This window comes from Alistipes senegalensis JC50, assembly GCF_025145645.1.
Taxonomy (GTDB): domain Bacteria; phylum Bacteroidota; class Bacteroidia; order Bacteroidales; family Rikenellaceae; genus Alistipes; species Alistipes senegalensis.
Genome location: NZ_CP102252.1, coordinates 302,238 through 325,533 on the forward strand (window position 1 = coordinate 302,238; position 23,296 = coordinate 325,533).

Genomic DNA, 23,296 nt, shown 5'->3' on the forward strand with positions numbered 1-23,296 from the left:
TTCATACGATTCTGTTCTGTTTGTTTCCGAAGCCCCGGCGCAGCGTGTCCAGCTGGCGCGCAAGGCTCGCATCGACCAGCAGGTCGTCGAAGCGCAGCACGAAGCCGCCGATGAGCGACGGATCGGTCTCACGGCGAAGCCGCACCTCGCGGCTGCGGGTCCGCATCTGCATCAGACCGGCGATCCGGTCGGCCTCCTCGTCGGCGACGGGAGCGGCCGTCGTCAGCGTCGCGTCGAGTATGCCGTGCCGCTGCTTGTACAGGGAGAGGTAGGAGTGCAGCATGAAGCACAGATACTTTTCCCGGCGGCGGCGCAGCACCAGCGAGACGAACCCCTCCAGCGTGCGGCTGACCGTGCCGTCCAGCACCTGCCGGAAGAGCGCCTCCTTCGCCGCGACGGGCAGCACGGGCGACAGGAGCGCATCCCGCAAAGAGAGGTCGGTGCGATAGACGGCGGCCAGGCGGCGCACCTCGTCGTAAACCCGCCGTTCTTCGCCGTTGGCGGCGGCGAAGTCGGCCAAAGCCGTGGCATAGCGTCGGGCGATCAATCCGGTGTACATGTCGTTCGGTTTTTCGGGCGTTCGATTTCGTCGAGCAGCCGCTCGGCCAATGCGGTCTGCGATGTCTTGTCCTGCAACTCGCAGCGCAGCATCTTTTCCGTGACGGCCACGGCGAGCAGGGCCACCTGCTGCCGGGCGTCGCGCAGAATGGCTTCCCGCTCCGCCCCGGCCTCGGCACGGGCCTCCGCCACCAGGCGGGCACGCTCCCCGGCGGCCTGCTCCCGCGCTTCGGTCAGCATGCGTTCCCGCTCCTCGGCGGCCGTGCGGAGGATGTCCGCACGTTCGGCTTCGGCCTCCATCCGCATCATGCGTTTCTCCGTCTCGACTTCGGAGAGCTGCTGGCGGGCTTTCCGCGCCGCATCGAGCGAAGAGTCGATGTAGTGTTTCCGATCGTCGATCGCCTTGACGATGACCGGAAAGCCGAACTTCGCCACGAGGAAGAACACCGCGCCGAAGGCGAGCGTCATCCAGAACAACAGTCCCGATTCGGGTTGTAACAGTCCCATGATTGCCGTCGCTGAGGGTTACAGGGCCATGAAGCAGACGGCCACGGCGAACAGCGCCACGCCCTCGATCAGGGCCGCCACGATAATCATGTTCGTGCAGATCTTGTCCGCCGCTTCGGGCTGGCGGCCGATGGCCTCCATAGCCGACGAACCGATTTTGCCGATACCGAAAGCCGCACCGATGACGGCCAGACCTGCGCCGATGGCGGCGCCGAAAATTCCTAAGGTTTCCATGATTTCATTTATTTAAGATTCGACATGTTTCATTTTGTTCCGTGCGGGGCGTCTCCTGCGCCAGTCCGATGAAGACGGCCGAGAGCATCGTGAAGACGTAGGCTTGCAGGAAGGCCACCAGCAGTTCGAGGCAGTTCATGAAGACCGACAGCAGCACCGACACCACCGTCATCGAACCACAGACTGCCGCCCCCATTTCGGCCGTCACGAAGACGATGCACGTGAGGATCAGGATCACCGAATGGCCCGCCATGATGTTGGCGAAGAGACGGATCATCAGCGCGAAAGGCTTGGTCAGGATGCCGACGAACTCGATCAGCGGCATGATGGGAACCGGCACCTTGAGCCACGTCGGCACGTCGGGCCAGAAAATGTCCTTCCAATAGTGCTTCGTCCCGAAGAGGTTGATGGCCAGGAATGTGGCCACGGCCAGCACCAGCGTCACGGCGATATTGCCCGTTACGTTCGCACCCGCCGGAAAGATCGGGATCAACCCCATCAGGTTGTTCACGAGGATGAAGAAAAAGACCGTGAGCAGATAGGGCGCGAACTTGCGCCACCGCTCGCCGACGCAGGGACGGATGATGCCGTCCAGCAGCGACGAGCAGAGCATCTCGAACAACCCGACCACGCCGCGCGGCGCCTCCTCGGTCGCCCTGTGGCGGCGATACCAGTGTGCGACACCCAGCACGAGCGCGACGACCAGCGCGCTGTTTATCAGCAGCCCCGCCGCCGTTTTGGTAATCGAGAGGTCCAGCGGCCGGACATCGGACCCGTCGGCCTGCCGCTCGACGATGCGGCCGGCATGGCCGCCTTCGGAGGCGATGCGCAGCCCCTCGTATTCAGCGCCGCCGTGCAGCCGCGCCGAGGAGAAGCAGTGCCATCCGGTCGTGCGGCTGCGCACGATGACGGGCAGATGAAGGGTCCATTCCCGTTCGCCAGCAGTCGTGATGTGCCACTCGTAGCTGTCGCCGATATGCTCCATCACCACGCCGATCACATCGGGACCCGACTGTTCGGCGGCCGCGCGAAACGGGAGCGTGAGCAAAGCGGCCAGCAACAGTATTTTAGAATTCCATCGCATGATTCCTCTATTTTTGCGGGCCGGGCTCGGGAAGTTCGACATTGGCCGCCACCGTGTCCCGCTCGATCCGGACGAAACCCCGCAGGATCTCCTGTTCACGCTCTTCCGCGCCGGACGTATAGCGGATCTTGCCCGCCGTCAGCTGGGCGATCAGGGGCGCATGTCCGGGCAGGACGGTGAAAGCGCCTAACGCTCCCGGGAAAGAGACCTTTTCGACGGCCGTGTGGCACAACACACCGCGCGGAGCCATAATAATAAGCTGCATATCAACATGTTTTTCAGGTTTCGCAATTACGATTTCCGCATCAGCTCCTCGCCCTTGCGGATGGCGTCGTCGATCGTCCCGACATTCAGAAACGCCTGCTCGGGCAGGTGGTCCGTCTCGCCGTCCAGAATCATCCGGAAGCCCCGGATCGTCTCGGCGATGGGCGTCATCACTCCGGAAACCCCCGTGAACTGCTCGGCCACGGAGAAAGGCTGCGAAAGGAACCGCTGCACACGGCGGGCGCGGTTCACGATCGTGCGGTCTTCGTCCGAAAGCTCGTCCATGCCCAGAATGGCGATGATGTCCTGCAACTCCTTGTTGCGTTGCAGAATCTGTTTCACCCGCTGGGCCGTCCGGTAGTGCTCCTCGCCGACGATGTTCGGGTCGAGGATGCGCGAGGTGGACTCCAGCGGATCGACGGCCGGATAGATGCCCAGCCCGGCGATCTTGCGGCTCAGGACGGTCGTGGCGTCGAGGTGCGTGAAGGTCGTGGCCGGAGCGGGGTCCGTCAGGTCGTCGGCAGGCACGTAGACCGCCTGCACCGAGGTGATCGACCCGTGTTTGGTCGAGGTGATGCGCTCCTGCATCCGGCCCATCTCCGTAGCCAGCGTCGGCTGGTAGCCCACGGCCGAGGGCATGCGCCCCAGCAGGGCCGAAACCTCCGAACCGGCCTGCGTGAAACGGAAGATGTTGTCGATGAAGAAGAGGATGTCGCGCGACGCCCCCTCCCCGCCACTGTCGCGGAACGATTCGGCGACCGTAAGGCCCGACAGGGCGACCGACTTGCGGGCTCCGGGCGGCTCGTTCATCTGGCCGAAAACCAGCGTGGCCTGCGATTTGGCCACCTCGTCGTAATCGACCTTCGAGAGGTCCCAATGGCCCTCCTCCATGCTGCGTTTGAACGCCTCGCCGTAGCGGATGACGCCCGATTCGATCATCTCGCGCAGCAGATCGTTGCCCTCGCGAGTGCGCTCGCCCACGCCGGCGAAGACCGAGAAGCCGTTGTGGCCCTTGGCGATATTGTTGATCAACTCCATGATGAGCACCGTCTTGCCCACGCCCGCGCCGCCGAACAGACCGATTTTGCCGCCCTTGACATAGGGTTCCAGGAGGTCGATGACCTTGATGCCCGTGTAGAGCACCTCCTGCGAGGTGGCCAGTTCGTCGAACTTCGGCGGTTCGCGGTGAATCGAGGCTTCGCCCGTGCGGTCGAGCGGACGCATACCGTCGATATTTTGGCCCGTGACGTTCATCAGACGTCCTTTGATCTGATCGCCCACGGGCATCGAAATCGCGCGGCCGAGCGGGACTACCCGCATGTGCCGCCGCAGCCCGTCGGTAGAATCCATCGCCACCGTGCGCACCGTATGCTCGCCGATGTGCTGCTGCACCTCGACGACGAGCTCCGTGCCGTTCTCGCGGCGGATCGACAGCGCCTCGTCGATGGCCGGAAGCTGTCCCTCCGTTTCGGGGAAGCGAACGTCCACCACCGGGCCGATGATTTGTGAAATGTATCCTTCCATCTGTTTCGTCTTGTTTGTTTCGTACGGCAAAGCAACTGATTCCGCGCGACATGGCGGTTATCTTTTCGGCTCATAGAGTGTCCGATATTTCCCGCCCGCTCCGCAAAACGACCTATCGAACATATCTGCATCCGAAACGGACTTATGCACGGTAATGCCGGTCCGCGATCAAACGGATCTGCCTGCGGTAGATCAGGCAGGCGAGGAGGAAATAGACGCCTGCCTGAATCCAGAGGCCGCGCAGTTCGAAGGCAACGTCCGAAAGCGTCGCACCCGTCGATTGGATGCGGACATAGCCGTTCATGCCGAAAGTCGAGGGGAAGAGGCAGGCCACCCCTTTCCAGAAGGCGGGAACGGAGGGCCACGGCCACGACACGCCCGAGATGAAGAGCAGCGGCACGGAGAGGCATACGAACAGCAGGATGCAGTCCTCGCGCCGCCAGACGAGCGACGACAGCACCATCGCCAGGAAGATGCACGCGAGCAGGAACGGCACGACGAAGGCCGTGAGCGTGGCCAGGTCGCCCAGCTGCGGCAGCGAGAATCCGTGCGTGACGATCGTGAAGGCGTAGAGGGCCATCACGATGTAGATGCCGAAATAGGCCGCCGCCTTTCCCAATACGATGCAGACGGGATTCTTGTAGTCGCGGTGGAACGGCACGAGCGACCCGCGGAAGCGTTCGCGCATGCGGCCGGCCGACATGCCGACGCCCAACAGCAGCGTCTGCTGGAGAATCAGCATCAGCACGGGCGGTATGAGAAACGCCGCAAAGCCGCTCTGCGGATTGTACAACGCGACGTAATCGTACTCGATGGGCGTGTGCTGTATCTCGTCCTGCCGGTCGGTCGTGCCCGGCAGGTGGCGCCCGACCTTAATGTCGGCGTTCATCTCCAGCGACACTTTGGTCGCAGCCAGCAGCAGGGCTTTGTAGTAGAGCATACTGCTCATGTCGCTGTATACGCCGACGAAGGTCTGGTCGCCGCGCCGGATGTCCTTCGTGAAGCTCTCGGGAATGCGGATGATGCCGAAGACCTCGCGGCGGCGCAGCAGCTCTTCGGCCTCGGCGACCGTCGTGCAGTGCGCCGCGACGGCAACGTCGGGGGTGGCGTCCACCATGCGGATGAACGCACGGCTCTGCGGCGTGCGGCTGTCATCGACGACCGCGGCCGGCACCTCGCGCACGACCTCGTTGGTATAGACCCACGAGTAGAGGAGCGGATAGGCCAGCGGCACGAAGAGGATGAAGATCAGGATGCCCTTGTCCCTGAACAGGTCGGTCAGCTCGTCGTACCAGATGCGGAAAACAGTGCGGATCGGTTTCATGGCTTATAATGATATTTGAGGAATGCGGCGCGATAACGGCCGTTGACCGCGAGCGGCAGCATGATGAAAAGCAGCAATGCGACGACCGAGGGCCATGCGCAGGCGATCGGATAGCCGTTCAGCGCCTGATCGACATAGAGCAGATAGTAATGACGCAGCGGGAACAGGGCGGCCAGACGGCCCAGCACGGGGGTCATGGCGGTCGTCGGATAGGTGAACCCCGCCAGCGAGAACGAGAGGATGCCCCACAACGACGACAGACACATCGCAAGGCGCATCTGGCCGCTGAAAACCCCGAACAGAAAGACGCCGAACGCCTGCGAGGCCAACACGGTCAGGATGCCGATGCCCATCATCGCCGCGATCCCGCAATTGCACGGAAATCCCATGAACCGGTAGAGATAAACGTCGTAAAAGAGGATCATCAGCACATACAGTACCGTCTGCGGCAGCAGTTTGCCGACCAAAGCCGTCGTCACGGAGTAATCGGCCATGCGGAACCACTTGCGCTGCGTCCGCTGTTTCCACTCCAGTCCGATCGTGTAGGTCGTCGAGAGCATGATGAGCAGGATCAGAATGCCCGGCAGGACGATGTTCGAGAGGTAGACGGAGTAGTCCAGCGTCGGGTTGTTGAGCGGATGCGCCTCGACGACGATGGGACGGATCACGGCCATCGCCGCCCGCTCGTCGTACCCTTTGGCATAGAGCGTCTCGCGGGTCAGCGCCAGCGAGAGAATCTCGGAGGCGGTCATCATGTCCTTCATCAGCAGGGTCCCCGGCACGAAATAGGCTTCGTTGGTGTAGAACGACACGCAGGGCTGTTTGCTGGCCATCGCCTTTTCGGTCGTGCCTTTCGGAATGTAGAAGAATCCGTATATCTCGCCCCGCTGCACCGCTTTGCGGGCTTCGGAGAAAGAGTCGTACTGATCCGCGAAGTCCGAAGCCTCGAACGCCTCCATCGTGCGTGCGAGGATGCGCGTGATGTGCGTGCGGTCCTCATCGACCAGTCCCATCGGGAGGCCGGTCGGCAGACCGGCCCGCATCAGCGACGTGAAGAAGACGACGCAGACCACCGGCATGACGATCATGCAGAACAGGAAGATGGGCCGGCGGGAGAAGATGCCCAACTCCCGCCGGAAAATAGCCGTCAGCCGTTCGATAGTTCCACGGTGTCTCATTCGATCTCGCTTTTACGAAGTACGGCCGACATGCCCGGGTGAAGCCCTTCGACGGGCGATGCGGGGCGGGTCCTCACCTCGAATGTCTTCAGGTCGAAGCGGTCGAGCGCCTTGGTGGCCTTCCACACGGCGAAGCTGCCCACGTCCTTCATGCGCGTGATACGCACCGGAACGGCGATGTCGAGCGCCGGGAGGTAGGCCGTCAGCTCCCGTCCGACAGCGATACCCGGCAGCAGGTCTTCGCGGATGTTGAACGTGAACCACACGTCGTCCATACGGGCCACGTTCATAATCGGCGCTCCCGTGCCGACCAGTTCGCCGACCTCGGGAAAAATCTCCGTCACCAGTCCGTCGTCCGAGGCCGTGAGTATCGTCTCGTTCAGGTAGGAGGTCACCTCGGCGATGGCTCCCCGGGCCCGCGACACCTGCGCCTCGGCAGCCAGCCGGTCCTCCCGGCGGGCGCCGTTCACGGCCATGTCGTACTGCGCCCTGGCGGCACGCTCCGTAGCGGCGGAGGCTTCGTATCTGGCCTGCGCCTCGTCGAATTTCTGGGCGGCGACAACTCCCTCGCCGTGCAGGCGTTCGATGCGCCGGAAGGTCTTTTCCGCCACCTGCAAACCCGCCCGGGCCTGCTGCCAAACCTCGTAGGCGGCCTGGATCTGCTCCTGCCGCGAACCGTTGCGGGCCTTCAGCTCCAACGCTTCGGCAGCCGAACGGGCCGCCTCGGCCTGCGCCAGCCGCGCGGCCATGTCGGGAGCCTCCATGACGGCGAGCGTGTCGCCCCTCCGCACGCAGTCGCCCTCGGCGACCCGGATTTGCAGCACGCGCGACGGCACCTTGCACGACACGCGGTAGTCGGTCGTTTCGACCTCGCCCTGAATATACTCCTCCCGCTCGGGCAGCGAGAGCCCGATGACGATGACGACCGCGATCACCGCAAGCATGGATACGGCCGTCAAAAGAATCCCTTTTTGCTGTTTGTTCGTTTTCATATGCGTCTTGTTGTTTGAATTATTTCAATGTACCCAGCGCCTTGCGCAGATAGAGATCGGCGAGCAGCACGTCGATGCGGGCGGTGAGCCGCTCCGAATGGGCGGAGAGCCATGCGGTCTGCGCCTCCAGCACGTTGCTGACGGGGATGACCCCTTCCTGCATGCCGAGGGTGGCGCAGCGCAGGTTCTCATCGGCCTCCGCCTGGCTGCGCGTGGCGGCCGCATACCGCTCGGTCGCCTCCCGCATTTTCTGACGGCTCTGCGTCACCTGCAACTCGACCTTCTCGGCCGCCTCCTCGAACTGATACGCGGCAATGGCGGCTTCGCGGCGGGCGGCCTGCACCTTGTGGTGGCGCTCGCCCCAGGTCAGAATGGGAATCTTCACCACCACGCCGACATTCCACAGTCCGTTGAATTTTTTCTGGAATCCGTTGGTGAGCGAGGGGTTGCTCGTCAGATAACCGCCTGTGAGCGCTACATTGGGCATGAATTCGGAGCGGGCGATCGTCACCTTGTGCTTCCCGATCCGCTGCGCCATGTCGAGGCTGCGGAGTTCGGGACGGTTTTCCAACGCCGTCTCCAAGTCGGCGGCAGTCGTCCCGACCGGCAGTTCCGCGGCTTCATCCCGCAGCCGGACTTCCGTCGTCAAATCCAAGCCGCACAACTGGCAGAGCAGCATCCGGGACAGGGCGAGCCCGTTATCGACCTGAATGAGCGCCACCTCCGCCTCGTTGACCTTCACCTTGATGCTCAGTCCGTCGGCCTTGGTGGCCATCCCCGCCTCGATCAGCTGCCCGACATCGCCGTCGAGCTTCCACACCAGTTCGAGGTAGCTCTCGGCCAGCCGCTTTTTCGATTGCAGGGCGACGATCTGCCAATAGGTGCGATCGACTTCGAGAATCACCTCTTGCAGCTGCTGATCGTGCTGGCTGCGGGCGATCTGCTCCGCAAAACGGGTGATCTTGTCATAGGCCGCGATCTTGCCGCCCATGTAAACCGGCTGGGTCAGCATCACCGACACCACGGTCATGTTCCGCGTATCGGTACGCAGACCATCGACCAGACTCGTCCCGAAAGCGTCGAGACCTCCGGCAAGCGAACCCGCGACGGGCCCGAACTGCTCGCCCAGCGAAGGATACTGCTGCAAAATGCCCTGCAACTGCCCGGAGGCGTTCGTGCCGAGGCGCCCCAGCGTATTTTTCTGTTCGTCGCTGAGCAGCGACAATTCGTCCGACGTATGCAGGTAGGCTCCTGCCGCCGAAATCCGGGGCAGGTAGTTCGTGAAGGCGGCCTTGCGCCGATGACAGGCCGCCTGCTCCCTCTCGCCCGCCATGCGCAGCTCCTTGTTGTTCTGGATGGCCAAAGTCCGGCACTCCCCGATCGAAAGCTCCGTCGTCCGGGCCTGCACCGCGACCGCCGCAACGAGCAGCCATCCCGTCAAGATTCGTGTTTTCATATTCGTGCATTTGATTCGGCTGCAAAAATGAACCATCCGCACGAATCCGCGGTTATCCATCCGTACGGGAAGAGGGCCGAAATTCCACACGCCGCGGAAATCGGTAAATATCGGACACTCGACAAGCGGTTTCGGCCACCCGCCGTATCCGAAAAGGACTTATTTTTGTCCTTCGGAACAATTCTGTATAAACTGAATCATATGCGACCCGAATCCAACAGCGAAGAACCTTTCAAGTTTCTGTCGGAACATTTCGTCATCTTCGAAAACGCAAGGGATTTCGTCCGGCTCGACGATCAAAAGGGCTGGCGCATGCTGCTTTTTTGCATCGACGGACGTTTTCAGATCGAAGTGAACGGCACGCCCTACACCATCGAACCGAACGACATCGCATTCTGCACGCCCGACAAGATAGTCACCCGCACGATGATGAGCCCCGATTTCAAGGGGTATCTGTTCGGCTGCTCAGCGAACTTCTCCAAACGGATTTTTCCGAACTCGGCGGATTTATGGAACAAGGTGTTCTATATGAGCCGCAATTTCAAGATTCACCTCTCCGACAGGGAATCCGTCGAATTGCTGGAGGATTATCATTTTCTCAAACGGAAAATCACACGCATCGACCATCTCTATTACGACGAAATCATACGCTGTCTGCTGCAAGCGTTCCTCTACCAGACGGCGCATGTGCTCGACAACCATGTCGAGGCGGAAACGACCGCCGAAGAGCCGCTTCAATCCCGGCACCAGATCTGCCAGGCGTTCATCGACCTGCTCTCCTCAACCAAACCCGTGCCGCGCTCGGTGCAATGGTATGCCGAGCGGCTCTGCAAAACTCCGCGTTATCTCTCGACGGCGGTCAAGCGCGCCAGCGGCCGAAGCGCTTCGGAATGGATTCACGAAGCCCTGACGCGCGAGGTGGCCGACGCGCTGAAAAATTCCCCGAAAAGCATCAAGGAGATCTCCGACGAGCTCGACTTTCCGAATCTTTCGTTCTTCGGCCGTTATGTCCGTCAGCGGTTGGGATGTTCGCCGTCCGAGTTCCGGCAGCGGAAAAACAATCCGCAATAGCCCTTTCGCTCCGGTCCGGATTTCGTCTGAAGTCATGGGGCATAAAACAGATTATCCCGCACGAAACGGCCATCATCCCCGAAATGGAGACCGTAGTAAATCAACAGGATAAATTCCACACTGCAAAAAGCGAGAGCCCGATAATCGACGATTATCGGGCTCTTGGCATATATCTGCTGAACGCTATTCTACGACAAAGATCGGGATTCCGAACAGGAAGGCCGTTTTCTTCAACGGCCCGAGCAGATGTCCGACCCCGATGGCGCAATGATGAGAAGGACCTGCTTTGCACCAGGCATCCATGAATTTCCGGGCTCCGCATCCGAAGCGATAACGGCTGTTGGTATTGCCGATCTGTAAGGTCGGACCCTCGACCGCTTCGCCTTCGGCAGCCAACAGGTAAACACCCTTTCCGTCCTCGCAGACCGAAAGCAACGTCACCGGCCCTTGTTTCACCGACATCTGAATCGAAAGACCCTTTCCGGGCTTGCCGTGATAGACCGGCAACGGCACAAGGCCGACGCGGCCTTCGGAAATCTCGAAATGGGCCGGTCCGTCATGTCCCAACATCACGATATCATCGTTGAAATCCATTGCATAGAACTCCGAGAACGATCCTCCAGCACCCAACAACGACAGAATCTTCATCGCCTGGGCATTTTTCACCTCGCACTCGCCGGCAACGGGGATGCCGCGCCCCGTAAGCAACGTATTCCCGGCGATTACGGAAGTCGCAATATCTTCATACGCACCTTCGCCCTCGTAATAATAAGCCATTGCCCCGAGCCGGTGGTTTTCGACCATCCGGTCCAATGCCGCCGATGTCGCCGCCGCTCGCCGAAGTTCCGAATCTTCGCATTCCGGACTCACCTCGAAGTTCGAGCGGAATTCCCCGAGCTTGGCATTCACATCATCCTCGGTCAACTGCTCCCGGAAACGTTTCAACTCACACATCTCCAACATCTCCAAATGCGTCCCGAAGACAGCGGACTGGCGCGTGATGTCGGTATAAACGTCGAGCATGCCCCCGTAATAATGGCCCAGAATACCCAGCCGGTTCTCACGCATGCCCCGGTAAACTTTCGCCGCGGCCACCCACTCCCCGATCTGTTCCCAGGCCGAAGCGTCTTTCAGGTAACCGGTGACGATGTCATAACGCAACCCGGCCCGGTTGAACACGTTGGCGATCTCCGGAACGGAGCAAGCCTGACAGTTCTCCAACCACATTCCGGTCATCCGTCCCCGGTCGCCGAGTGCATTGATCTTCCGGTAGTCGATGGCGGCCGAAGGCTGCAAGTTCAACACGATGACGGGGCATCCGATGCGCTGGGCCACGGGCAGAATCGTCGAGGAGAGACAATAAGTGGCGACATACAAAAATACGAGATCCACCTCCCGCCGGGCCAGCAGAGACGCTGCCGCGAGCGCCTTTTCGGGCGAATCCACCATGCCCCCATCGACGACCTCGACGTTGCCCGTTCTTTCGATCCCGGCAACGATCTCCGCCCTGTAAGCGTTCAGATGGTCGCGAAGACCTTCGAACTGGTTCCAATACGTATCGAGTCCCGTAGCAAAGAGCCCGATACGGGCCCGTGTCGTTGTGTGTTCCATAAAATCATCAAATGCAAGTAACGAATTTTCAGCAAAGCTATGGAATTCATCGCAAGCACTATTTCTCGCATTGATTTGATGATTTCATTTTCTGACATGAAATTTTGTCAAAATATAAAGCCCCATATAAACATTTATTCCTATAATTGCACTGGAGATTTCAAAATTTGCCGATATCATTTTCTCACAATGGAAGAAAGCCACGTAAAATACCTGATGTCGAACGACCAGGATATGCTTTGGGGAATGGTCGTAACCACGGCCGGGCACCAGAACATCCCGCCGCAAGCCGAATACCCGTCGCGCAACCACCCCACCCGCTATCTCTTTTCAACCGAAAAGGGGCGAGTCCTCAACGAATACCAACTGGTATACATCACCCGGGGCAGAGGACAGTTCGTGTCCACCCGGCAAAAGGAGTGTGAAATCCGGGAGGGGGACATGTTCCTGCTCTTTCCGGGAGAATGGCACAACTACCGTCCCGATCCGCACACCGGATGGCACGAATCCTGGGTCGGATTCACGGGGCCGGACATCGAAAAACGGGTGGCAGCGCGGTTTTTCGTCCGGGAGAAGGCCGTGTTCAGCATCGGCATCCACGAGGAGATATACCACCTCTACCGCTGGGCCGCAACGGTAGCACAACAACAGGGGTCGGGCCATCAACAGATTCTGGCCGGAATCGTCAACCTCCTGCTCGGGTTCGCGTACAGCGAGGACAGACAGATGGCTTTCCGTGACAAGAACATCGACGGGCAGATCGCCAAAGCGAAAATCCTGATGCAGGAGAACATCGAACAAAATCTGCCGGGAGAAGCGATCGCCAGGCAGATCGGGATGGGATACTCCTGGTTCCGGCGCATATTCAAGGAGTACACGGGGTTCGCCCCAAACCAATACATGCAGGAGCTGAAGATATCAAAATCCAAGGAACTGCTAACCAACTCCGAAATGAACTGTCAGCAGATCGCATATGCCGTGGGGTTCGAAACGCCCTCATACTTCAACATCGTATTCAAAAAGAAAACAGGAATGACCCCTTCCAAATACAGGGAATTCACACAAGGAAGCCTCCTGAAACCACAGAACGAACTGAACCTACAATCCTAAATACTATGACGAAATACATTGCATGCGCATTGGCCTGCATGATACTGCCATACTACATAAAGGCAACGCCGAACAGTGTGCTGACCGCAGGCTGCCACACGATCTCCCTGAAAACGCCCGGAAACCCGGCTGTCGATCATCCCCTCACACCACGCCCCGGAAACGGCCGCTTTCTGCTGGAAGCGGAACGCAGGCTCCCGGTCTCCATCGTCGCCACCGAAACACCGCACGACGAAGGCAGCACGGTCGAAATATGCATCACCGCCCTGAAAGAGGTCTGGTTCCAATACAGCCAGACATTCGACACCGGATTCGCCCACGACGAATGCCAGTTCCTGATGCCGGGGTTCTGGTACCGTCAGAATCTTCGGTCGCCGAAGGAGGCGCCCTCATTCCACACGTCCGACAGCTGGACTGTCCGCGAAGACCGCCTCAGCACCCCGCTGACAGGCATCTTCGATCCCGCCAGCGGAAAATACCACACGGTGCTGCGTGTATGCGGAGCCGGCTGCGATGCTCTGACGACCCACAAAAGCGGAGAGGTGATGCTCTCGGGCAATACGTCGATCGGATTCACGGGCTTCGAGAACATCGCAGGCCGGGCTGCGCTCCGCTTCGGATTCCCCTATCAGGAGACCCCCTATTGCTATATCAGTAAACTCACGCTGGCTCCGCCGGTCCGGGCCTACCAACACCTGCCCGAAGGCACGACGATCATCCTCCGCTGGGAACTCCGCCACGGAACGGCCGCGGATTTTTCCGAGTTCGTGCGGAATACCTGGGAATACAGCTACGACAGTCTGCTGCCGGAGGCCCCCGAACCGGCCTATTCGGACGAACGGATGAAGGAGGCGCTGACAGGCTATTTCACAGCGGCTTATGTGGACAGTTATCCGCTGAAATACATGTCCGGAGAACAACTCCGCACAGCCGACTGCGAGCCCAACGGCCGTGCGGAAGTCGGCTTCGTAGGACGGGTGCTGCTCAATGCGTTTAACGCCCTCGAATACGGATACGAACATGGCCGCACCGATCTCATCGACATAGCAAAGCAGACGTTCAACAGCTACGAACGCAACGGATTCTCCGCCGGAGGTTTCATCCGGGAGTTCGTCGATTTCAAACGCGGCACCGAAACCGATGTTTTCAGCATCCGCCGTCAGAGCGAAGGCATTTATGCACTGCTCCACTACCTGCATTACGAAAAAAAGCATGGCCGCAAACATCCCGGACTGGAACGGAAAATAACCTCCATTCTGAACGCATTCCTGCAATTGCAGGCCAATGACGGCAGTTTCCCCCGGAAATTCCATGACGACCGAACGACCGTCGATGCCAGCGGAGGAAGCACGCCTTCGGCCACCCTCCCGCTGGTCATGGCCTACCGCTACTTCGGCGACAAGCGCTACCTCACGGCCGCCGAAAAAACAGCCCGTTACCTCGAATCGGAGATCATCGACAAAGCCGACTATTTTTCATCGACGCTCGATGCCAACTGCGAAGACAAGGAGGCTTCGCTCTATGCGGCAACGGCCATGTACTACCTGGCGTTGGCCGGCGACCGGGAATCCCGCAGCCATTACGCCGCCTTAGCCCGCAAGGCCGCCTATTTCGCGCTTTCGTGGTACTACCTCTGGGACGTACCATTCGCTCCGGGGCAGATGCTCGGAGACCTGGGACTGAAAACACGAGGCTGGGGAAACGTTTCGGTCGAAAACAACCACATAGACGTATTCGTCTTCGAATTCTGCTCGGTGCTCGACTGGCTGGGACGAGAGTTCGGCGAGAGACGTTTCTCCGATTTCGCCCAAGTGATCGAAAACTCTATGCGGCAGCTACTTCCAACGAAAGAACGGCTGTGCGGCATCGCAAAACCGGGTTACTATCCCGAAGTCGTACAACACACCAACTGGGATTACGGGAAAAACGGCAAGGGATTCTACAACGACATTTTCGCACCGGGCTGGACCGTAGCTTCGCTCTGGGAAATGCTTACCCCCGGACGTGCCGAGCGGTTCCTGAACAGGAAATAACGACATCCCTGAAAACAGACATCCCGGGACTTTTCGTCCCGGGATGTTCATTGTCACAAAGTGCTCTACCGCACCGGCCAGTAGATCGTATAACGCTCGAAATGAACCCGATAAAACGGTTCGATCTCAATATCCCGGAATTCCTCCCCGTCGAATCCGAACGTAAGGGGATCGTCTCCGATCTTCACCACATGCGATGCGATGGTTTCAGCCGTCCAAGGCACGAAAGTCCGCGCCGGCATCGGGATCACATTGTTGGCTCCATTGTCGATTCCCCGCCAAAACGAAGCGGGCAGAGAATCCGTACCCATACGTCCGGCCAGTACATAGGGGCCGTAAAGCAACGCCGAATAACGCTCCGAGCCGGGCAGCTTCTCCGCCGTGACACGCGGATGAAAACCGATCGTCAGCGTATCCGCCCCGCTCCACGGTTCCCGAACGACCCAATAACCGGCCGAATCCGTTTCGGGCACGATCACCCGGCCGTTGAGCGTCAGCATAGCCTCCGGCGACCACGAAGGTTTGCGCACCAACAGACCCAAATCCCGCTCCCGCCCGGTTTGCAGGATCAAGGTCACCTCCGGCGACTCCGGCATCGAAGCCTGCTGGATCAGGGAGATGTCCCGCTCCTTCCACGTTACGGCCGCCGGCACGAACAGATTGACCATCAGATCACGTCCCTGTTTCGTGAAAACCATTCGGTTCAGTTTGGCGGGAGTTTCCAAACCGGACTGGTTGCAGCACCAGAACGAATGGTCCTCCGAACCGTAGACCCGATAGTGCGCCGGGCGCATCGGTGTAAAATAGACACACATCCCTTTGCAAGGATCGTATGCCGAAAGAATATGATTCAGCAACACCCGCTCGTAATACTCCGCCATCCGGGCTTCCGGGCGCTGTGCGAACAGTGCTTCGGTCAGGCGCATCATATTCACCGAATTGCAGGTCTCGGGCCCGCCCTGCTGCAATACCTTCTCTTCGAAGCCGGACTCGGGAAAGAAATGTTCTCCGGTACTGTTACCGCCGATCACCCAACTGTGGCGCGTCGTGACGATCTCCCAGAAATTACGCGCGGCCCGGTCGAAACGCACATCCCCGGTATGGGTGTAGTACTTTTCAAATCCGGTGAATTTGGGTATCTGCGTATTGGCATGCCAGCCGTTCAGAATATCCTTCCCCTCGGAAAGGGGAACCCACATACTCCGGTCGTTAAGGCGTCCGGCCCATTCCAGGTAACGCAACTCCCCGGTCAGTTCATACACGTCGAGATACGACTCGTTGATCGAACCGTGTTCGCATACCAACAGCCGCTGAACCTGTTCGTCCGTGAGCTTGTCCAGCACACCGTACCCGAACCAGTCCGCCAGCGAAGTCATCAGCGTCAGCGCCTGCCGCTGCCCAGCTTCCACATAGGCGGCCCGGAGACCGTGAAGCATCTTGTTGATCAGGTAAAGCGGAGCCCACGCCCCGTTGACGGTCGGATTGTCGGTCCGAATCTCCCCGGCCGCCACTCTCCGGAACAACTCCCGCCCGTCGGCAATGGCCATGATATACCCGTCGCCGCCCGCCTTCCGGCAGGCTTCGAGTTCCGAGAGGGTGTATTCCAACCGCCGGAGCAGGCGTTCGTCACCCGTCGCCCGGTACATCAGCGACAACCCCGACAGATAGTATCCCATGAATCCGCCGCGCAGGGGCCCGACACCCCAGACATCCTCGGATTCCCATCCGGCATAGGGCTGAGCTTTCGGAGCCAGCCCGGCTTCAATCCGGAAAAAGTGAAGCAGCGAATCGGGCTGCAACCAGAGCAGATAATCCCGCCCCTGCTCCTGCAATTCCAAGAGCGGTCCCGGGAGTAAGTTCACTTCGTCCGGGGCAAACCAGGCCACCCGGTCGGCGATGCAGGGAGCGACCTTCGGTCCACGGGACGCATCGCACCCGGCGAATGCGGATAAACAAAGGACGGCAAGGCCCAACCAATAATAATGTCTCTTCATCATTCTATGGTTCTAAATACACGTTTGACTGCTTCCAGATATCCGTAACCGTTCAGGCTGTCGGGCTCGAGGCAGCTGCCCTCGGCCCATTCGTTCCAGGCGTTGATCGTGATCAGGGGCGGTTGGTCGGGATGTGCATCGACATAGGCTTTCGCACGCCGCAGAAATGCTTCGAACCGGGCCGGCGTCGATCCCGTCACACAGGGCTGCAACCCCTCGGGATAGCGAGGGTTCGGGTCCCAACCGATCGACACATGCGGGAAATAGGGAACATCGAATTCCCGGTCGAACTTTTCATAATAGGCGGAGGCCATATCTCCCCACTCCTGATAATCCCGGTCCGCCGGCACTAGGTGGCACCATTGGTAATTGGTCAGGCTCTCGAATCCGAAACGGCGCACCGTGTTCTGCTGGGAGACGGAGGTATCCCCCGCCATACCCGTCGAAGTCGCAGGCAGCAGAAACCAAAGGATCGGCTGAATGTGCACTCCCGGCAATCCGGCTTCGACACATTTCTTCCGGAACCGGTCGAGCGCGGCAACCGCCTGCTCCTCACCGCCCATTTCACGGATGAAAGTCGAAGTTTCGTAGATGGAGAAAACCGGTTTGCCGTCGATCTTGTAGTAATTCGGCAGTTTGAAATAATCTTCGATCAGGTGGTCGGCAATCCGGTCGAATATTTCCGGCGTAACCGGCTCCGGCCAGTAGACTTTGCTCTTGTCGGGATCGGCCGCATCGAGATAGGAAGTCATCACATGGTTGGCCCACATCAGATAAAACTTCATTTTCCGATTATTCCCGGCTTGCAGAAAGCCCTTGTTCAGCACATCTTCCAGGAACGGACGGTCATCGTACCAATACCAGTCGAAAATGAAAGTATTGACCCCGTATTCGAGGGCCGTGCGAATTTTTTTCTCCTGCACCTGCGGATCGGCCTCGTCCAGATACCCCCACAGCGGGATACGGGGCTGCCGGTGTCCTTCGAATTTAGGGCGAGCCTTGTAAACGGCCTCCCATTCGCCGACCCCGTCGGGGAAAATCCCGATCTCCGCGAAACGGGGATCATTGTGATAAGCCGGCCAGACGAATGCGGCGACATCGTATTCGGCGGCAGGAGGTCTGTCCTCCCCGCAGGACGGAGCGGCGAGACATAGTGCTCCGGCGAGGAATAAAACAAAGGTCTTCTTTTTCATACAATTCGGATTTATGGATTCATAAACTTCGTTCGATGCCCATTTCGAGACCGCAGATCTCGGCGAAACCCTTCATGCGCCCTACCAGCGGATAACCCGGATTGGAGGAGCGTCCGAAATCGTCGAGCATCCGCAGCCCGTGATCGGGACGGAACGGCATGGCCGTATCCCGCCTCCCTTCGGCAATGCGGCGGCGCTGTTCTTCAAGTAAGGCTTTCAGTACGGCGTACATATCCACCGACCCTGTGAGATGCCCCGATTCGAAGAAACTCTTCGGCCCCAGCTGCTGCGTATTGCGCAGGTGTACGAAATGAATCCGCGGCCCCAGTTCGCGCGCCATAGCCGGCAAATCGTTATCGGGTCTCGCCGACAACGATCCGGCACAGAACGTCACACCGTTGACGGGATCGTCGTACTGACGCAGAATCCAGCGGAAATCCTCGATGGTGCTGGCGATACGCGGCAGTCCGAGCAGCGGGAAAGGCGGATCGTCGGGATGGATGCAAAGATTGACGCCCGCCTCCCGGGCTGTCGGGCAGACCTCTTTCAGGAATGCCGCCAGATGTTCCCGCAGCCGGTCGGGGCCGATGCCGTCGTAACGCGCCAAATAACGCAGGAATACCTGCTTGTAATCCTCGCTGTCGCCGACCGTACCGTTGATGAAACCCTGCGTGACCACGATGATATTGTGGGCCAGTTCCTCCCGCTCCGCGGCACTCATTCCGGCTGCCAGCGCTGCGGCCCGTTCACACACCTCAGACGGATAGTCCCCTGCTGCCCCAGGACGCCGGAGAATATGGATGTCGAATGCGGCGAAACGGTCGTAGTCAAAGTGCATCGACTCGGTACCGCGTACATTCGCATAGTGCAGGTCGGTACGCGCCCAGTCCAATACGGGCATAAAATTATAACATACGGTCCGGATTCCGCAAGCCGCCAGATTCCGCAGCGACTGCCGGTAATTCTCGATATGCCGTGCGCAATCCGCCGTACGGAGTTTGATCGCCTCCGATACCGGAAGGCTCTCGACCACACTCCAGCGCATACCTGCCGCAGCAATGCGGTCACGGACTTTTTCGATCTCCTCTACGGGCCATATCTCGCCCGTAGGTATGTGGTGCAGGGCCGTCACGATGCCTTCGACGCCGATCTGCCGGATCTCCGGCAGCGTCACCGTGTCGTTCTCTCCGAACCACCTCCAAGTCTTTTCCAATGCCATAAAATCAAATATTATAATAAATATTCAAAGATTGAAAATAAAAGCCCCCGAAGCAAGTGATTTTTTTGCATCTTCTGTTGATATATTTGCATAAATCCATCAATCCCGACACCATGAAAGACGAAATCAAAATCATGTACGAGCAGGTGGGGCTTACCAACGGCTCCCCGCTCAAAGTCAAGAAGTGCGACTACGATTATTTCAAGTACCCCTGGCACTTCCATGACGAGTACGAAATCGTCTACATCATCAAGAGCACGGGAACCCGGTTCGCAGGGAACAGCATCGAACCGTTCTCCGACGGAGACCTGGTCTTTTTCGGCAGCCTGCTCCCACACATGTACCGTAATGAAGACATTTATTACCGCGGCAACCCCTCTCTACGAGTCCACGCCATCACGATCCAATTTTCCAAGGACTTTTTCAACCATGCGATTCTCAACTACCCTGAATTTTTGAAAATCAAGGAATTGCTCGAAATGTCCCGCTACGGAATCAGCTTCGATACGACTCCGAATGCCCCGATCCGGCGCCATATCGAAATGCTGCCCAACAAGACAGGACTCGACCGCCTGATGGCGTGCATCCATATCCTTTCGATGATGAGCCGCACGACCCACAAACGGAAACTCAACGACGACAGCATCGACCTCCGCCTGCCTGCCTACGGAGAATCCCGTATATATAAGGTATTGGGACGACTCAACCGGGACTATATCCACAACATCAACCTGGACGACATCGCCCGAACGGCCGGCATGAACACCAGCGCTTTCTGCCGCTATTTCAAGGAGAAAACCGGCAAATCGACACTCCAATATATCAGCGAATTACGCATCGGATACGCCTGCAAGCTGCTGTTGATGGGCGAACTGACCGTCACGCAGATCTGCTACGAATGCGGATACAACAACATCTCCAACTTCAACCGTCAGTTCAAAAAGATCACCCGGTTCACCCCCTCGGAATATATCGAGGAGTTCAAGCGCAATCCCGGGATGGCCGCACTCTCCCTGTAATCCGCCGGACAGGAGTATCACAAATTTTCACATTTGCAAATTAAATACAAACGATTGCAAATTTCATATTTGTAATCGGATGGCAATACCGCCATATTTGCATCAGTGATCACCAAACATAAGTTTAACACACCCCACGCCGGGAACAACCACCTAAAACTGACCCGTATGAAGAAAATTCTGCGTTTATTCCTTGTTGGGTCCCTTCTCCTCGTTTCCTGCCAGGACGACGAAGAGATGAAGTATGCGTCCGTCTATTTCCCGCTGGCCACCTGGGCCGACGGAAACGGAATTTTCCAGACGAAATTCGACTTTTCAAGGGACACCACCTACATCGTCGGGGCCTACTGCTCCGGCAGTATCATGCCCGAACACGACATCCGTGTAACGATGGAACTGGCCTCGGACTCGCTGGCTTCCGCCAAGCAGGCTTCGGCAGCCATCCGTGCCTACGATCTGTTGCCCGAATCGGCCTACACCGTGGAACCTGCCAGCCTCGAATGCACCATCCGCAGGGGTACCGAAAGAGGCGATTTGCTGGTAACGTTCCACACCTCTCAACTCGATGCGGACAAAAAATACATCTTGCCGCTGCGTATTCGATCCGTATCGGAATATGAAATCGCACCCCGGTACAATACGCTCTTTTTCGGGATTACAAAACGCTAAAATTACAAACGAATGAGCAACGCTATAATGCCCAAAGCGTTATGGACGCTTTTATTGTGCCTGTGCCTCGGCACCGGCTACTCCGCCGCACAAAATAAAAAGGATGTCGCCGTGCACGGGCAGGTTACGGACCCGGCCGGAATGCCGCTCGAAGGCGTACTGGTCGAGCACAAAGAATCGCGCATGTTCACGCTGACCGACCGGGACGGCAATTTCACGATCCGGATACCCGGCGACAAATCGTCCCTGATCTTCACGTTGGAGGGATACGCCCCTAATCAGGTATATATAGGAGATACGCACCGACTGAAAGTTACGTTGTTGGAGGGGGGGGGAGATTCCGACCCTGAAATAGCTCTCCTGTACGGCCGCCAGAACCGGTCGCTGATGACTTCGGCCGTTTCGACGATCGAAGGCTCGAAGCTGACAGATCTTCCGACCAACTATGCGAACACGGCATTGTCGGGCATGATTCCCGGAATAGCCACCTCGCAGAACAGCGGAGCTCCCGGCAGCGACTATTCGTGGCTCTACGTGCGCGGCCTCCGGTCGTGGCGCAACAGCACGCCGCTCATCATGCTCGACGGACACGTCCGCGATTTCTCGATCCTCGACCCCAACGAGATCGATCAAATTTCCGTTTACAAAGACGCCGGAGCACTGGCCGTGCTCGGACTCCGGGGCTCGAACGGCGCCATCATGGCTACCACCCGCCGCGGCAAGGAAGGACGCCCCGTACTGAAATTCAACACGCAGATCACGTTCCAACAACCCATCAAACTGCCCAAATTCCTCGACTCGCACGATTTCGCCCTGCTGCACAATGAAGCCATGCGCAACGACGGCCGTGCAAACGAACAACGTTACAACGAGGAAGACCTGGCCCTCTACCGTTCGGGGCAAGACCCCTGGGGGCATCCCAATGTCGATTGGATCGGCCAGTCGCTCAAAAACGTGACCGTCGGACAAAAATACAACCTCAGCATCGAAGGCGGCAGTTCGGTTGCCAAATACTTCGTCAACCTCTCCTATCGCTCGGATGAAGGAATCTACAAAACCGACAAAGACATCAACACCTACAAAACGAATGCGAGCGCCAAAATCTACTCCCTGCGTTCGAACGTTGACATTGCCCTGACCAAGAGCATGGACCTTTCGATCAATCTTTTCGGATTGCAGCGCCAACTCTCGAACCCGGGAGCCGGCAGTCCGTTCAGCGCGATCTACTCCCTGCCATCGAACGCCTTCCCCATGAACTACGGCAAGGACAAGGTCGCCGGCACCAATGACCTGCGAAACAATCCCTACGGCATCCTCAACCACAGCGGTTACACCCGCTACACCCACAGCACGATGGAGGCGCAGGCCGAGCTGGGCCAAAAACTGGACTTCATCACCAAAGGACTCCGCGTGCGGGGATCGCTGGCATTCGATTTCTTTTTCGAGAACAACATCAACCGCAGCAAAAGCTACGTCGTCTACGAATACACGGGCGACGGGGAGGACGGCAAACCGCTCTTCAACACCTGGGGCGAGGAGAAAAAACAGGCGAACTTCAACTCCTACGGAGCTGCCAAGACCCGCATTTTCGACGTAGAAGCCGGTCTGGACTACGACCGCACTTTCGGGAAACACCTCATCGCCGCAACTCTGTTCTTCAATTACAGTCAAAAATCGGACGACACGCAGAACCTGCCCAACACGCACCAGGGCCTGTTAGGACGTGCCACCTATGCCTATGACTCTCGGTATATCGTCGAATTCTCGTTCGGCTACCAGGGTACCGAGCAGATGCCGCCCCAGAAGCGCTACGGCTTCTTCCCCGCAGTTTCTGCCGGATGGGTGCTCTCGGAAGAGTCCTTCATCAAGAACCATATCGGAAACATCCTGAGCTACTTCAAGGTGCGCGGTTCGTGGGGCATCACCGGCAACGATGCCGGCATTCCCTACTACTTCTACCTGCCCGCATTCATCCAGGCCAACGGCCGTTACACGCTGGGAGCAGAACCGCAGAACGTCAACAGCTGGGTAGAGGATGTCCACCACCAATATCTCCCCAACGTCACCTGGGAGAAATCCGAGAAAACCAATGTCGGCGTTGACATGCGGCTGTTCAAAAACCACCTGAGCATCAGCGCAGATTATTTCCGAGAATTTACCAGCCAGATTCTGACGCCCCGCAACACCGTTTCGACCCTGATCGGCTACGGAACTTCGGGCGGCCCGCTGGGCAACGTCTGAAAGACCTACAACAGC

At 58.6% G+C, this 23,296-nt stretch carries 20 protein-coding genes; 6 read left to right on the forward strand and 14 right to left on the reverse strand.

Features of this window, described 5'->3' with window-relative positions:
• Position 1: 1 nt before the first annotated feature.
• The 10 genes from atpH to NQ519_RS01250 all read right to left on the reverse strand — a co-directional run bounded on the left by atpH (position 2) and on the right by NQ519_RS01250 (position 9,121).
• Positions 2 to 559, reverse strand: coding sequence for an ATP synthase F1 subunit delta (gene atpH, locus NQ519_RS01205; protein ID WP_019149892.1), 558 nt, complete (start codon positions 557 to 559; stop codon positions 2 to 4).
• Complete coding sequence (gene atpF / locus NQ519_RS01210) at positions 544 to 1,065, reverse strand: F0F1 ATP synthase subunit B (RefSeq protein ID WP_019149891.1); 522 nt, start codon at positions 1,063 to 1,065, stop codon at positions 544 to 546. The genes atpH and atpF overlap by 16 nt, the downstream gene beginning before the upstream one ends.
• An 18-nt stretch (positions 1,066 to 1,083) precedes the next feature.
• A complete protein-coding gene (atpE, locus tag NQ519_RS01215; RefSeq protein ID WP_019149890.1) occupies positions 1,084 to 1,299 on the reverse strand; it encodes an ATP synthase F0 subunit C in 216 nt (71 codons plus the stop codon).
• Positions 1,300 to 1,303: 4 nt separating this feature from the next.
• Complete coding sequence (gene atpB / locus NQ519_RS01220) at positions 1,304 to 2,383, reverse strand: F0F1 ATP synthase subunit A (protein WP_026076353.1); 1,080 nt, start codon at positions 2,381 to 2,383, stop codon at positions 1,304 to 1,306.
• A 7-nt stretch (positions 2,384 to 2,390) separates the two neighbouring features.
• A complete protein-coding gene (locus NQ519_RS01225) occupies positions 2,391 to 2,648 on the reverse strand; it encodes a FoF1 ATP synthase subunit delta/epsilon (protein WP_026076352.1) in 258 nt (85 codons plus the stop codon).
• Between the two features lie 26 nt (positions 2,649 to 2,674).
• The gene (atpD, locus tag NQ519_RS01230; RefSeq protein WP_019149887.1) at positions 2,675 to 4,171 is read right to left on the reverse strand and encodes a F0F1 ATP synthase subunit beta; all 1,497 of its coding nucleotides are present in this window, start codon (positions 4,169 to 4,171) and stop codon (positions 2,675 to 2,677) included.
• A gap of 142 nt (positions 4,172 to 4,313) precedes the next feature.
• Positions 4,314 to 5,495, reverse strand: coding sequence for an ABC transporter permease (locus tag NQ519_RS01235; RefSeq protein WP_019149886.1), 1,182 nt, complete (start codon positions 5,493 to 5,495; stop codon positions 4,314 to 4,316).
• Entirely contained in the window at positions 5,492 to 6,673 is a 1,182-nt protein-coding gene (locus NQ519_RS01240; protein WP_044118588.1) for an ABC transporter permease, read from the reverse strand. The genes NQ519_RS01235 and NQ519_RS01240 overlap by 4 nt, the downstream gene beginning before the upstream one ends.
• Positions 6,670 to 7,665 carry an HlyD family secretion protein gene (locus tag NQ519_RS01245; RefSeq protein ID WP_019149884.1) on the reverse strand — a complete coding sequence of 332 codons (996 nt, stop codon included), beginning with the start codon at positions 7,663 to 7,665 and terminating at the stop codon, positions 6,670 to 6,672. Before NQ519_RS01245 ends, NQ519_RS01240 begins: the two co-directional genes overlap by 4 nt.
• Positions 7,666 to 7,684: 19 nt before the next feature.
• Positions 7,685 to 9,121, reverse strand: a complete 1,437-nt coding sequence (locus tag NQ519_RS01250) for a TolC family protein (protein ID WP_026076351.1) — start codon at positions 9,119 to 9,121, stop codon at positions 7,685 to 7,687.
• A 201-nt stretch (positions 9,122 to 9,322) separates the two neighbouring features.
• On the opposite strand from NQ519_RS01250, the gene NQ519_RS01255 reads away from it, so the two are divergent.
• Positions 9,323 to 10,192: a helix-turn-helix domain-containing protein gene (locus NQ519_RS01255; protein WP_019149882.1), complete on the forward strand. Its 870-nt coding sequence runs from the start codon at positions 9,323 to 9,325 to the stop codon at positions 10,190 to 10,192.
• Between the two features lie 183 nt (positions 10,193 to 10,375).
• Here the strand turns inward: NQ519_RS01255 and NQ519_RS01260 are convergent, their stop codons facing one another.
• A complete protein-coding gene (locus tag NQ519_RS01260) occupies positions 10,376 to 11,803 on the reverse strand; it encodes an L-fucose/L-arabinose isomerase family protein (protein WP_019149293.1) in 1,428 nt (475 codons plus the stop codon).
• Between the two features lie 189 nt (positions 11,804 to 11,992).
• Here NQ519_RS01260 and NQ519_RS01265 point away from each other — a divergent pair, with 189 nt between their 5' ends.
• Positions 11,993 to 12,913, forward strand: a complete 921-nt coding sequence (locus NQ519_RS01265; RefSeq protein WP_019149294.1) for a helix-turn-helix domain-containing protein — start codon at positions 11,993 to 11,995, stop codon at positions 12,911 to 12,913.
• Positions 12,914 to 12,951: 38 nt separating this feature from the next.
• Positions 12,952 to 14,946, forward strand: a complete 1,995-nt coding sequence (locus NQ519_RS01270; protein WP_227901173.1) for a hypothetical protein — start codon at positions 12,952 to 12,954, stop codon at positions 14,944 to 14,946.
• A 65-nt stretch (positions 14,947 to 15,011) separates the two neighbouring features.
• On the opposite strand, the gene NQ519_RS01275 is transcribed toward NQ519_RS01270, so the two are convergent.
• From NQ519_RS01275 to uxuA, 3 genes are read right to left on the reverse strand one after another with little or no spacing between them, the layout of a single operon-like run.
• Positions 15,012 to 16,940 (reverse strand): glycoside hydrolase family 127 protein, encoded by a 1,929-nt coding sequence (locus tag NQ519_RS01275; protein WP_044118682.1) that lies wholly within the window; start codon positions 16,938 to 16,940, stop codon positions 15,012 to 15,014.
• A complete protein-coding gene (locus NQ519_RS01280) occupies positions 16,940 to 18,133 on the reverse strand; it encodes a glycosyltransferase WbsX family protein (RefSeq protein ID WP_019149879.1) in 1,194 nt (397 codons plus the stop codon). The genes NQ519_RS01275 and NQ519_RS01280 overlap by 1 nt, the downstream gene beginning before the upstream one ends.
• A gap of 19 nt (positions 18,134 to 18,152) precedes the next feature.
• Positions 18,153 to 19,352 (reverse strand): mannonate dehydratase, encoded by a 1,200-nt coding sequence (gene uxuA / locus NQ519_RS01285; protein WP_019149878.1) that lies wholly within the window; start codon positions 19,350 to 19,352, stop codon positions 18,153 to 18,155.
• 113 nt (positions 19,353 to 19,465) lie between these two features.
• Between uxuA and NQ519_RS01290 the strand changes: the two genes are divergently transcribed.
• The 3 genes from NQ519_RS01290 (at position 19,466) to NQ519_RS01300 (ending at position 23,281) form a co-directional block, all read left to right on the forward strand.
• Entirely contained in the window at positions 19,466 to 20,371 is a 906-nt protein-coding gene (locus tag NQ519_RS01290; RefSeq protein WP_044118681.1) for an AraC family transcriptional regulator, read from the forward strand.
• 168 nt (positions 20,372 to 20,539) lie between these two features.
• Positions 20,540 to 21,040 (forward strand): DUF1735 domain-containing protein, encoded by a 501-nt coding sequence (locus tag NQ519_RS01295; RefSeq protein WP_044118680.1) that lies wholly within the window; start codon positions 20,540 to 20,542, stop codon positions 21,038 to 21,040.
• A gap of 12 nt (positions 21,041 to 21,052) precedes the next feature.
• Positions 21,053 to 23,281 carry a SusC/RagA family TonB-linked outer membrane protein gene (locus tag NQ519_RS01300; RefSeq protein WP_083870930.1) on the forward strand — a complete coding sequence of 743 codons (2,229 nt, stop codon included), beginning with the start codon at positions 21,053 to 21,055 and terminating at the stop codon, positions 23,279 to 23,281.
• Positions 23,282 to 23,296 lie beyond the last annotated feature (15 nt).